Source organism: Sphingomonas sp. 77B, from assembly GCF_056497825.1.
Window position 1 is genome coordinate 1833023 of record NZ_JBWMBY010000001.1, and the last position, 11797, is coordinate 1844819.

At 70.9% G+C, this 11797-nt stretch carries 15 protein-coding genes; all 15 read right to left on the minus strand.

The genetic code is table 11. From position 1 onward, the window contains the following. Positions 1 to 113: 113 nt before the first annotated feature. Positions 114 to 617 carry a DUF2793 domain-containing protein gene (locus AC1GI4_RS08535; RefSeq protein ID WP_294274541.1) on the minus strand — a complete coding sequence of 168 codons (504 nt, stop codon included), beginning with the start codon at positions 615 to 617 and terminating at the stop codon, positions 114 to 116. Beyond that, positions 614 to 2743 (minus strand): phage tail protein, encoded by a 2130-nt coding sequence (locus AC1GI4_RS08540; protein WP_479629232.1) that lies wholly within the window; start codon positions 2741 to 2743, stop codon positions 614 to 616. The genes AC1GI4_RS08535 and AC1GI4_RS08540 overlap by 4 nt, the downstream gene beginning before the upstream one ends. Next, positions 2743 to 3111: a peptidoglycan endopeptidase gene (locus tag AC1GI4_RS08545; protein WP_479629233.1), complete on the minus strand. Its 369-nt coding sequence runs from the start codon at positions 3109 to 3111 to the stop codon at positions 2743 to 2745. Before AC1GI4_RS08545 ends, AC1GI4_RS08540 begins: the two co-directional genes overlap by 1 nt. After that, the gene (locus AC1GI4_RS08550) at positions 3108 to 3914 is read right to left on the minus strand and encodes a DUF2163 domain-containing protein (RefSeq protein WP_479629234.1); all 807 of its coding nucleotides are present in this window, start codon (positions 3912 to 3914) and stop codon (positions 3108 to 3110) included. The genes AC1GI4_RS08545 and AC1GI4_RS08550 overlap by 4 nt, the downstream gene beginning before the upstream one ends. Further along, positions 3911 to 6184 carry a DUF2460 domain-containing protein gene (locus AC1GI4_RS08555; RefSeq protein ID WP_479629235.1) on the minus strand — a complete coding sequence of 758 codons (2274 nt, stop codon included), beginning with the start codon at positions 6182 to 6184 and terminating at the stop codon, positions 3911 to 3913. Before AC1GI4_RS08555 ends, AC1GI4_RS08550 begins: the two co-directional genes overlap by 4 nt. 157 nt (positions 6185 to 6341) lie before the next feature. After that, on the minus strand, positions 6342 to 6878 hold the full coding sequence (locus AC1GI4_RS08560) for a tail tape measure protein (protein ID WP_479629236.1): 537 nt from the start codon (positions 6876 to 6878) through the stop codon (positions 6342 to 6344). Next, positions 6871 to 7068: a phage tail assembly chaperone gene (locus AC1GI4_RS08565; protein ID WP_479629237.1), complete on the minus strand. Its 198-nt coding sequence runs from the start codon at positions 7066 to 7068 to the stop codon at positions 6871 to 6873. Before AC1GI4_RS08565 ends, AC1GI4_RS08560 begins: the two co-directional genes overlap by 8 nt. Continuing rightward, positions 7065 to 7373 (minus strand): gene transfer agent family protein, encoded by a 309-nt coding sequence (locus tag AC1GI4_RS08570; protein ID WP_479629238.1) that lies wholly within the window; start codon positions 7371 to 7373, stop codon positions 7065 to 7067. The genes AC1GI4_RS08565 and AC1GI4_RS08570 overlap by 4 nt, the downstream gene beginning before the upstream one ends. Beyond that, on the minus strand, positions 7370 to 7777 hold the full coding sequence (locus AC1GI4_RS08575) for a phage major tail protein, TP901-1 family (protein ID WP_294274557.1): 408 nt from the start codon (positions 7775 to 7777) through the stop codon (positions 7370 to 7372). The genes AC1GI4_RS08570 and AC1GI4_RS08575 overlap by 4 nt, the downstream gene beginning before the upstream one ends. Positions 7778 to 7788: 11 nt before the next feature. Further along, complete coding sequence (gp17, locus tag AC1GI4_RS08580) at positions 7789 to 8178, minus strand: tail completion protein gp17 (protein ID WP_479629239.1); 390 nt, start codon at positions 8176 to 8178, stop codon at positions 7789 to 7791. After that, positions 8175 to 8669: a head-tail connector protein gene (locus AC1GI4_RS08585; protein ID WP_479629240.1), complete on the minus strand. Its 495-nt coding sequence runs from the start codon at positions 8667 to 8669 to the stop codon at positions 8175 to 8177. Before AC1GI4_RS08585 ends, gp17 begins: the two co-directional genes overlap by 4 nt. A 195-nt stretch (positions 8670 to 8864) precedes the next feature. Next, a complete protein-coding gene (locus AC1GI4_RS08590; protein ID WP_479629241.1) occupies positions 8865 to 9860 on the minus strand; it encodes a phage major capsid protein in 996 nt (331 codons plus the stop codon). Position 9861: 1 nt separating this feature from the next. Further along, positions 9862 to 10242, minus strand: coding sequence for an HK97 family phage prohead protease (locus AC1GI4_RS08595; RefSeq protein WP_479629242.1), 381 nt, complete (start codon positions 10240 to 10242; stop codon positions 9862 to 9864). Continuing rightward, positions 10239 to 10559 carry a DUF6127 family protein gene (locus AC1GI4_RS08600; RefSeq protein WP_294274566.1) on the minus strand — a complete coding sequence of 107 codons (321 nt, stop codon included), beginning with the start codon at positions 10557 to 10559 and terminating at the stop codon, positions 10239 to 10241. The genes AC1GI4_RS08595 and AC1GI4_RS08600 overlap by 4 nt, the downstream gene beginning before the upstream one ends. Next, on the minus strand, positions 10556 to 11659 hold the full coding sequence (locus AC1GI4_RS08605) for a phage portal protein (RefSeq protein WP_479629243.1): 1104 nt from the start codon (positions 11657 to 11659) through the stop codon (positions 10556 to 10558). Before AC1GI4_RS08605 ends, AC1GI4_RS08600 begins: the two co-directional genes overlap by 4 nt. Positions 11660 to 11797: the final 138 nt, after the last annotated feature.

Genomic DNA, 11797 nt, shown 5'->3' on the forward strand with positions numbered 1-11797 from the left:
AGTCCCCTTTCTTGGTTGTCACTACGGACAGCGCAAACCCACTATCGGAGCGTTGGTTTCCACGCAAGCGAACAAAAGCCCGCGACTGTGGCATTAAAGGCACAGAATTTGGCTCAGCCGGATGCCACCAAGCCATGGTCCCGCAACGCCGAAATGACCGCATTCAGGACCAAACGCGCTTCGGAATCAACGACTTGCCCACCGGCCGGTTGTGCAATCGCCGGTCGTTGCGCGCCAACAACTTTTTTTCCTTCGATGATCAGCGAGCGTCCCACGATCCGGCCGAGCCGCCACTGACTTCCGTCCCAGTCGCAGCGACAATCATCCGCCCGACTCCACACCGTCAATCCTATCCGGGGAACCAGGAACCGCCAGCCCCCCTCGGTCCAGCCTGCCAGCATTCCGGCACGTCCCGTCCAGTCGCCGACGGGCTGATCGCCGACGATCCACGCCTGGCCGGTCAGCGGACTGGGCGGCGGGGCATTCGGCCCGACCGCCTCGACACAGGGGTGGACGATCAGATCGAGCAGGCTCAGCGCCTCGTTATGGGTCATCTCCTTTTGCGCCTGGCCTGCCGCGAGCAACGGCAATGTCCAGCGCGGCGTGTCGTCCATCATGATGCTATCTCCCCGATGATTCCAGCCAGGGGTGCCGACGCGCCCCATGTCCCGATCTGCCGGATGGTCACCCGCGTGCCATCGGCGACCGCCCCGCTCCACCGGGGTGAGGTGAGTTCCTCCACCCGGTCGCCGATGGCGATACGATAGCGCTCGACCTCCTCGCCCAGCGGCGCATCGACCCGGTCCAGCCAGCGCCAGCCGATCCGGCTCCGCCGGGTCCAGCCGATGGTCACGCGCCCGTCGGCTGCCCGGCGGCATCGCCACCCGACCGGCGACGGCGGCAGGACCGACAGGCCCGTGACGTCGGCCGTTGCCGGAACGCCCTCCGATGCATCCGCCAGACCATGCGCCAGGAAGCGGACGGGGCGGCCCAGCATCGCGATCGGCACATCCACCGTCCGCACCGATCCGGGTAGGATCAGGACAAAGGGCGCGCCGGGCACGGCCCGCCCGATCATCGCCTCGGTCCCGCGAAGCCCGCGCCGCAGGTCGCTCAACCGCCAATGTCGATCACCCAGGGGCAGCGCCCGGGCGAACTGGAGCAGTTCGCCATCAACCCAGGCCAGATTGGCACCCGCATCCAGCGCAGCGTCGTCGGCGTCGGCCAGATCCTCGGCGAGGCGTATGTCGAATGTCCCCCGCCGATCGATTAGGCCATGGCCGCCGCCGGGCGTCACCGCGCTCACCACCCCGATGATGCCGGGCAGCGCCGTGGGGCCGAGCGCGGTCCAACTCGCGCCGTCGTCCAGGCTATAGGCCAGCTCCGCCTGTCGCCAACCGGGACCGCCCGCCGCCACGACCGACAGGCGCGGGGCGGAGAGCAGTTCGTCGGTCAGCGGCGGCGCCTCGAACGCGATCAGCCGCGTCGCGCCGACCGCCCGATCCGCCGCCCGCGCGATCCGGCCGGGCGAGGCGGGCAGGATCGGCCCGCCCAGTCCCAGCGGCGCGCAGGTCAGCCGAACCGCCATCGCCTCCCATGCGGCCTCCGTCACGCGCCAGCGTCCCGCCTCGCCATCGATCCGCACGATGGTGCCGGGTGTGATCGCCAATGCATCCGGGCCAAGCGTCACGATACGCCGCACCCGCTCGACCGCGTAAGCCGCCAGCCGATCCTGCGCGAGCGTCCGCGCGGTCGCGGCGTCGAGCGCGGCGGCCAGTTCCAGCCGGTCATCACGCACGCCGCCGGGGCGACGCGCGCGCTGTACCCCGATCTGATAGTCGCGTGCCGGGTCGTAATGCGCGACCGTGACGCTGGCGGGCACCACGGCCTCGCCCGCGATGTCGCGTGCGCCGCGACGGCCCGGCCCGTCGGCACCCATGCCCTCGTCACGGATGACCTGTGCGGTGCCGCCGCCCGGCCCGACCAGCCGCACGCCGGGACCATCGGCGACCCATTGCCCCCGGCTCATCCCGGCAAGCATCTCCAGTACCGCGCGAACGCTGCCGCCACTCGCGGCAAAGCCTGCCACGGCCATGCCTGCATCTCCGGGCCGCACCAGAGGCGACAGCGCCCGCGCGATCGCGTCGCAGGAAACGGGACCGGAATCGGCCTCCACCTCGAAGGTCAGTTGCGGGATGCGGTTGCCGAACTCGGCCAGTGCCAGCCCCTCGAACACCGCATAGGCGATGCCCCGAAAGGCCGACGCCCGCGCACCCTCGATCGAGGCGACCAGCGGGTCGACCGGCTGGTCCTCGGTCCCCGGATAGAGGCGAAAGCCGGTCGCGACCTTGAAGTCCCCCGCGCTTCCGCGCAGCAAACGGCCATCGGCCCAGATTCGCCCGACACGCCGGATCGTGCGCCCCGACAGCGCAACCGCGAAGTTGGCGGAATAGCTGTAGCTTTCCGTACCCGCCCGCCCCTTGCCGCCGCCGGTCAGCCCCCGTGCCTCGATCAGATCGGTCGCCCAGATCACCGGCCCGGCGACGCGCATCGTGCCGAAGACGGCAGGGATTTGCGTGCCATAGGTCGAGGTCTGCACCGACAGTTCGGCCAGGCGCGGCCCCTGCCTTCGCGGCGAGCCCAGCACCGCATGATCGACCCGGTTACCGATCAGCGCGCCGATCGCGCCGCCCACCGGCCCCAGCAGCGCACGCCCCACCGTGCCCAAGACCAAGGTCGCCATTACCCCTCCCCCTTCCAATATCCCAGCACCGGCCAGGGCGGCACACCGGGCCGCCAGGCGACGCGGCGAAGCCCCGCATCGGCATGGACGATCCCGTCGCTCACCCGGATCGCCAGATGCAGCTGCCCCGGCCCGGCCTGCATCAGCAGCACCGCGCCCGGTACGTCCCCACCGCGCTCGAAAACGCGATCGAGCAGCGCCGCCACCCGCCCCTCATCGCCGCTGCGCCAGCCATAGCCGGTCGGCGCCCCCCGGCCGGTCGCCAGCGCGACCAGCCCGACGCAGTCCAGCCCGTGCATCGCATCGCGCCCGTGCAGCCGGAACCGCACCCCGACCAGCGCCCGCGCGGCCGCCTCGACCCGGCTCATGCGCCGGGGTAGCGGGTGAGCAGGTCGATGCCTGGCAGGAACGGCTCGCCACGGAAATTCACGACATTGCCGAAGCGCGACAGGCAGGTTTCGAGCCGCTTGTCGCACCCCTCGACCAGCTCGATCAGCGCGCCTGCTGCGACCGCAAAGGCAGGGGCGGCGGACAGCCACAGTCGATTCCCCTCCGATCGCGCCACCATGGCCTCCAGTCCGGCATTGTCGCCGCCGAACCAGATCAGCCGTCCCTGGCCATAGGCGTTGGCGACCGGCTCCACGGCGTCGAGCGTCAGCGCGACCTCGCCGTCCCAGGCCGTCACCCGCGCGAACCGCCGCCGCCCCGCCATCGCCACGCGGCACCGCCGGTCGCCCAGCGCGGCGCGGCAATCGGGCGAGGTTTCCTCCGCCACCGGCCGGTCGAGCGATGCCGCCACGCCGCGCAATTCGGCGGTGAAGCCGCCCTCGCCCAGCTGCACCGCGCCGATCGTCCCCTGCCCCAGCGGCACGGGTGCCGCCTCGCTGGTCCAGTCGACCGCGATCGCCGCGACGCTCGCGCCGTCCCAGCGTCCGCTCAGCAGATCGCGCTCGCCGATCGCCGCGCTGGTTAGCGCGCCGGACGCCTCCATCAGATCGGGGTCGAGACCATCGCCGCGCAGGATCGCGCTGGGCGTCAGGCCGGGCGCCGTGCGGTAGCGAAGCCCCTCGATCCACAGATCATGGTCGTGGCCCGTCAGCCCGATCGTCACCCCGTCGCGCCGCTCGATCCGCCAGCACAACACCCATGTCGTCAGCGTGTCGGCGCTCATGCCTCGCGCACCTCGACCAGCGGGACCGACGCCGCCGCGCCCGCCCGGAATCCGGCCAGCGTCGCGCTCAGCCGATCCTCGGCAAAGCGGACGGGCACGTCGAAGGTAAAGCTGGCGGCGATCGCCGCACCCTTGGCGGGCGCGGTGTCGAAGAGCAGCCACCCACCCGGCTCCAGCGCGAAGCCGGTGACGGCGAGGCCCGCGACCTTCACGGAGACACTCCCCGCCACCGGCCGGGTAATACGGCGCGACTGGTCGCCATATTGGCGGATCAGCGCGAACCGACGCGTGGCACCGTCGCCCTTCCCGATCGCCTCCTCGGTGCCGATGCTGTCGAAGGGATCGCGCAGACGGAAACCCCGCGCCGGTCCCATCCGCGCCCGGAAAAAGCCGAGCAACGCCGCGATGTCCTCGGCCGAGCGGATGCCGGGCCCGACATCATAGGTCGTCCGCGCCTCCGCCCAGGCGGCGTTGCGCGCCTCGCGGCCGCCCGCGCTGGTCAGGATCGCGGTCGAGAAGCCGGGCGTCACCTCCGCCTCGCGGCCCAGCGCCAGCGGGAACAGCACATCGTCGAAAGCCTGCACCTCGTCCTCCTCCCCTTCCCAGCAGGTAAATCCGTCACGCATCACCTGCGGCATCGCCCACAGGAAGACGTTCGCGACCCCGCGCGCCCGCGCCACCCCCGCGGCCTCGGCGATCCAGCCCCACTGCGCGCGCAGGTCAGCGCGCAGCACGAAGCCCGACAGGTAATGCTGGCGTGCAGGCGGATAGCCGAGCCGTGCCTCGGCCAGCGCGACGCCCTGGCGGGTCGATACGGTGTCGCCCGCCGTCACCCAGTCATAATCCTCCAGCTGCAGCACATCGAAGGCCGGGCTCGCCCAGCCGACCGGCATGTTGGCGCGCTTGGCCTCGGGCGCCTGGCGGTCGAGCACGGTCGGCAGATAGGTGAGCAAGTGCGTGACGCAGCCCGGCGCCACTGCCTTCGCCGCCGCGCACAGCGCCGCCGTCGAGGCCGCCAGACACGCCCCCGCGCGGTCGAGCGTGTCGCGCTGTTCCTGGCTCTTCGCACCCGCGATGCTCGCCATCGGTACCGGCGCGAAGGCGGCCACCGCCGCCGCATCGTACAGGCACGGCGCACCGTCCGATGGGCGCACCCACCACCAGGGCTCGCCGACCTGGAATTGCGGCGACAGCCCCGCCGCCTGCGCGATCGCCAGAAACGCGCGCGCCACCGCCTGGAGATAGGCCATCGCGCCGGAATGCGCCGGACTGAGCAGCGTCGATGGCGGCTCCCAGCCGGTCAGCGCGGGCGCACCATCGGCCGAACGCTGTTTCCAGTCGCCCCAGCAATGCGCGTCGAACAGCTCATAGGACAGCGACCAGATCAGGTCGTAGCCCAGCGCCATCGCCTCGCGGGCGAATCCCCGATGCCACGCCGCACATGCCACGTTCAGCGCGCCGCCGACCAGGCTGGCGTAAAGACCGTCCCCGCTACGTTCGAGCCGGAAATAATGGCTCATCCCGACATAATGGACGATGCTGCCGCGATAGCCGAGATGCAGCATGTTGCGCAGCAAACGCTGCGGCGTCAGGTGATAGCTGTCGTCATAGCCGCTGGCGATTCGGAACCCCTGTTCGGGTAGCACGGCCGCGCCGACTCCGATCACCGCGCCCGGCCCGTCACAGGCGATGCCGGTCAGCTCGACCCAGCCCTCCTGCGGCCGGGCCAGGAATCGGGCGCCCGCATCATAATCGGGCGCGACCAGCGAGACGAACATGCGGTCGACATCCCCGGCCCAGACGGGATCGCGATCATCGGGAAACCGGAACCCGCCCCCGAGGGTCGCGAAATCGATCACGACCTCCGCGTCCTCGGGCGTTCCGGTCGCATAGTTCCACAGCCGGACATACCAGGCACGGGCCTTGCCGCTCTCGTCGCGCCCCTCGATCGTCAGCGTCGGCCCATGCCGCGCGTCGAGCGGCTTGATCCCGCCCGAGCGCCAGCGGAACCGCAACCGGCAGTCGCGATAGTCGCGCACCGTGTCGTAGCGCAGCAGGGGATGGTCGTGCCGGTCGGCCGATTCCCAGATCAGCCCCGCCAGATCATCGGCGCGATAGAAGACCGTATCGACGCGCATCGCATCCGGAGCGGTCGTAACCACCGCCGCCATCATCGGGCGCGGGAAATCGACCGTCCAGTAGCGCGGGTCGAAGCGCGACAGCGTGTCGCTCCGCTGGTCGCGACGTTGGTCGTGCAGACACCATTGCATCGTTCATCCCCCAAATCCGGCCCCTCCACCACCGGGCTGACGCCCGGCGATCCCCCTCCCCAAGCCAAGCTTGGGGAGGAATGGGGTGTCAAAATCCTCCCCATCTCCGATGGGGAGGGGGACCGCGCCCGAAAGGCGTGGTGGAGGGGCAAAGCCCTCAGTCCTCCGCCAGCGCCGCGCGCACCGCTCTTGCCACCTGTCGGCTAGAGCGTTGCAGCACGCCCGCCGCCTCGCCCGCCCCGGCGTTGATCGTGATCGCCACCCGCACGTCGCGCGGGAGCCCGCCGGGGCGAAGCGGCTCGACCCGGCCGCTGCTGGTCGGCACAAAGACCTCCGGCCCGCGCTCGCCGACCAGATAGGGGCGGTCGGGCGATACCGGGCCGCCGGTCGCCCGTCCCGGCAGGCCCGAGGCCAGTCCGCCCAGCAAACCCAGCAACCCACCATCGCCGATGGCCCCCACCCCTTGCCGAAGCGCCACGCGCGCGATCTGGTCGAGGACCGACAAGGCGCTCGCCTTCAGCTCCTCGAACCCGAACCGGCCTGTCCGCGTCGCCCGCAGCAAGGCGCCCTCGACCGTTCGCGCGCCCAGCTCGGCCGCATCGCCCAGGCCGCGCGACAGTTCGGCCCGCATGGCCCCCATGTCCGCCAGGAATCCCCGCATATCGACACGGGGTACGAAGTCCTGCTCATCCATCCGGATACATCTCCCGCAAGCGGGCGAGCGTGGCGGGCGAGGGTGGATCGTCCCCCTCGGCCCCGCCCGTCATCGCCGCCACGATTCCCCGAAGCTCGGCCGGGGTGGCGCGCCAGAAACGGTCGGGCGACCAGCCCAGCACCGCGCCCGCCATCCCCGCCAGCCGCGCCGCCGCCTCGGCAAAGGTCATCGCCCGCCCAATATCTGGCGCAGCAATTGGCGCAGCACGGGCGCCAGCGCCGCCAGTCCCAGATCGACCAGCGCCTCGCCCAGCTGCTCGCGGCTCAGCCCCTCGGGCACCTCGCGCAGGCAATGCCAGATCAACGCCGCCGCCTCGCCCAGCGAGAGTTTGCCCTCCCCCGCCCGCTCGACCAGCTCGAACAACGGGCCCAGCTCGCCCTCCGCCGCGACCAGCGCCTGGAAGCTCGGCCGCACGACCAGTTCGCTGCCGCCGATCCGGACACTCGCCTCGCCGCGCATCGGATTCGCGCTCATGCCGACACCACCGGACCGGAGCTTTCCAGCGCCAGCGTGTAGGTCCGCTCGCCGCCGAAATCGCCGGAGTAATCCAGCCGCGTAACCAGGAACCGCCCGGTCATCGATCCGCCGCTCTCGAAGCTCAACCGATAGGTTTCGATCGTGCCCGCCAGCGCATGCCCCCGCATCCGCGCTTCGGCCGCCGAGCCGGTGAAGACGCCAGCGCCCGCGACACTGACGTGCCGTACGCCCGCGCCAGACAGCAATTCACGCCAGCCGCCCGAGTCCTTGTTCGTCACCACCACCGTCTCGCCATTGATCGACAGCTGCGTCGTACGCAGGCCCGCCATCGTGGCGAAGGCGGGCGGTTCGGCCCCGTCGCCGATCTTGAGCAGAAAGGCGCTTCCCTTTTCGATTGCCATGTCCCGTCCCCCTATTGTCCCGCGCGCCACAGTCGGGCGCGCCATTCGACGCTCGCGGTCCAGCGCGCGCCCGTCTTCGTCATGCGGGTCGCGATCACGCTCAGCCCCGCCACCCGCCAGCCGTCCGTCAGCACCTCCGCCAGCCCGATCGCCTCCACCGCCTGGACACAGGCGCGCAAACGCCGGGGCTGTTCCCCCTCATCGGTCAGGGTCAGCGCGACGCGCAGTTCGCGCCCCTCGATTCCCGCCGCGCTCCAGTCGCTGTCGCCCGGCTCGCCCAGCACGGCTTGCGGGACGCTCGCCCGCACCGGCACCGCGTCGAAGAGCGCCACCCCCAACGGCGTCAGCACGGGGCGGAGCGCGGTCATCAACCCGGCGCGCAGCGCCTCGCGGGCGGTCATGGCTGCCTCGGGCGATCGAGCCGCATCCGCCGGTACGGCCGCCAGAGCGCGGCGACGGCGGCGGGCGGCACGGCGGCGGCATCGCGATTGTCGAACAGATGCGCGCCCATGATCGCCACGCCATGCGCGATCTCGGGCGGCAGGCTGTCCCAACCCTCTGCCAGGCCTGCGCGATAGCGCACCGTTGCGGCCTCGCGCGTGCGGACCCAGCCGCGCCCGTCCCGGTCGATCGCGTTTTCGCCGCCGGACAGGATCGCCACGACCGGCACCGCCCCCAGCGCCTGCCACGCCACCGATCCCGGCAGCGCCTCCTCGACGATCCGCCGAACCAGCATCTGTCCGCTAAAGGACTCGGCCAGCCCCAGCGCGACGCCCGCGACCCGTTCGACCAGTGCCGCCTCGTTGCCCTCCTCCAGCCGGAGCAGCGCGCGCACCGCGCCCGCCGCCGCCGTGACGGTCGCGGGCGGCAAGGGCTCCTTCGTCCCGCTCATCATGTAAACTCCTTCATCGATACAAACTGCGACAGGTCCGACACACGGGCGTCACAGTTGGCGCGCAGAGAGTGGGACAGCCGCTGCCCGCCTCCCCCTGGGCACCGGCCATGCCGACCCCGCGCCCCCCGGCCGGTTCGGCATCCTCCCTGAACTACGGGGCAGCCCCCGGCGGCTGCCCCGATTTTTCCAGGCTCAGCCGGTCGCGAATTTCATCAGCTTGATCGCCTCGGAGTCGCTGACGCAGCCGCCGACGCGCCGCGTGGCGTAGAAGGTGACGAACGGCTTGTTGCTGTACGGATCGCGCAGGATCGCGGTCTCGGCGCGCTCGGTGATGAGATAGCCCGCCTGGAAATTGCCGAAGGCGATGGCGCACGCATTTTCCACGACGTCCGGCATATCCTCCGCCTCGACCACCGGATAGCCGAGCAGGGTCGCGGGCTGCCCCGCCGCAAGCCCCGGTGCCCAGAGGAACTGGCCGTCCGACGTTTTCAGCTTGCGGATACGCGCCGCGGTGGCCGCATTCATCACGAAACACGCCCCCTGTCGGTAGGGCGCACGGAGCAGCTGGACCAGCTCGATCAGCCGGTCCTCACCGCCGTTCAGGAAAGCCCCCGACGCGCCGCTCGGGATATATTGAAGCGTGCCGAAGGGGCGCACCCCGTCCTTGGCGGTCGAGATCGCATTGGTCAGGAACCCCTTGGGCCGGTTGACGCCCGATCCGTTGACGAAGGCCTGACCCTCCGCGCGGCCGAACTCGGTCGCGATTTCGCTGGCCAGCCAGTCTTCGACGTCGAACGCCGCATCGTCCAGCGTCGCCTGGCTGGCCGACGGATTGGCGTACAGCTCGCCCATCGGCGGCGCGAGTTCGACGAAGCTGGGCGTCGCCGTCTCGGGCCGCGCCGCCGTCTCGCTCGCCCAGCCCGAGGGCGTGCCGCCGGTGGTCACCAGCTTGCGATAGCCCGCCGAGCCGACCGTCACGACATTGGCGATGCCGCGAATCGGCGAGACGTTGCGCAGCACCGCGCCGATCGCTGCGTCGATCTCGCGCGGGACGGCAAAGCCGCCGCTGTCGCCGGTGGTGCCGGTAAAGGCCTTCAGCTCGACGGTGGCGCCGCTGCGCACATAGCCGTCGAACGCGCCGCTCGCCTTGCGCGCGCCGTCCAGCACAGGTCGTTCGATCACGTCCATATCAATCCCCCTTGGTTGAAATCTGCATCACACGGGCGAGCGGCTGCATCGGCACCGTCACCAGGCTGATCTCGATCAGCTCGGCCGACAGGATGGCGCGGACCCCGCCCTGATGGACGACGCGCGTTCGATACCCGACCGACAGCCCCGCCACCGCGCCCGAGCGGACCAGCGCGGCGAGCGCCGGGTCATCGACGACCCCCTCGATCGCCAGCCCGCTATCGTCCTCGGCCAATGCGGTGATGCGGCCCATCGGCGTTCCCCGGTGCTGCCAGAGCAGCGGCACCTCGCCCGCGCCCGCAAAGGCGCCGCGCCGCATGACGTCGCCCGCCCGGTCCATCCGGTCCCAGATTGCGGCATAGCCGGTGAAGGAGAGGCTCATTTCAGCCAGTCCTCCATCCCCAGCCGCATCGCGATTCCCGCCAGCAGCAGCGCGCCGAGCAGCCGCGTCAGCCAGCCGACCGCGCTTTTCCACACCGACGACTTGGCCTCGCGCCACGCGGTCAGCAGTTCACGCAATTCGGCGACATCGCCCGCCGCCTCCGGGTCGGTCAGGCCCAATCGGGTCAGCGCCCGCGTCGCGCCCAGTTCGCCCGCTTCCTCGGCCACCGCACGCAGCGTGACGAGGTCCGCACCGCTGTCCGCCGCCTGCGCCAGCAGCCGCGCCAGAACGTTGGTGTCGATTCGGGGGCCGCTCATGACAGACCGACCATCTGGCGCTTTTCCGCCGAATCGAGAAAGTCGGCGCTCGCCGCCATGGCCCAAAGCATCTGGCGCTCCTCGGCCAGGGCGGTGACGCGGTTGATATCGACCGACAGGCTCGCCCCCTCGAACCAGCCCGCCAGACCTTGCCCCAGCCCGCTCAGGATCGCGCCCGCCAGCGGCAGGATCGCCTGCCGCCACAACGCACGGTTCGCCTCGCGATAATTGGCATAGGTGTTGTCGCCGGGCAGGCCGAGCAGCATCGGCGGCACGCCAAAGGCCAGCGCGATCTCGCGCGCCGCCGACGCCTTGGCCGCGATGAAGTCGAGTTCGGCGGGCGTCAGGCTCATCGCCTGCCATTTCAGCCCGCCCTCCAGCAGCAGCGGACGCCCGGCATTGCCGCTCCCCGCAAAGCCCTCCATCTCGGCGCGCAATCGCTCGAACTGGTCCGGGGTCAGCGTCGATCCGTCGCCCGGATCATAGACCAAAGCCCCCGAAGGCCGCGCCGCATTGTCGAGCAGCGCGCGGTTCCAGGCGGCCGCCGCATTGTGGATCGCGATCGCCCCTGCCGCCGCGCCCAGACAGCCGAGACCATAATGATCGTCGAGCGGGTGGCAGCTTTTCAGATGCACCACCGATGGCTTTACCGGATCGACCGGCAAGGTCGTGACGCGACCGCCTGCGCGGTACAGGTAGGCGGCGGGCCAGCCGCTCGCGTCCAGCTCCATCGTGACCCGCTCGGGGCGCAGCGCGAACAGCTCGGCCACGTCGCCCTCGGCATCGCGCAGGATTTGCACATAGGCGTTGCCGTGCAGCAGCATGTGCGTCGCCACCGTCTCCAGCAGCGCCTGCCCCTCGCTGCGCGCCGCGACCAGCGCGACCAGTTCGGAATGCGAGGCGCTGAGCGGTGCGTCGGCGAGGCCCCCTGCCACCATGCGCACCGCGCGCTGCGCCACCGGATTGCGCAAATACCCTTCGCGCACCTGCGTTTCATAAGAGGGCGTGGCCCCCGTCAGCGGCACCCCCGACCGCGCCAAACCCAATCCGAGCAAAGGACGCGCCGCCCCCCGCCCGGCCTTGCGACCGAACATCCTCATGATTCTGCTCCTCGAAAATCATTCCTCCCCTGCAAGGGGAGGGGGACCAGCGAAGCTGGTGGAGGGGTGTCACCGCCCGCGAGGGCAGCCCGACCTCTCCGACCGCGACACCCCTCCGTCAGGCCTGCGGCCTGCCAC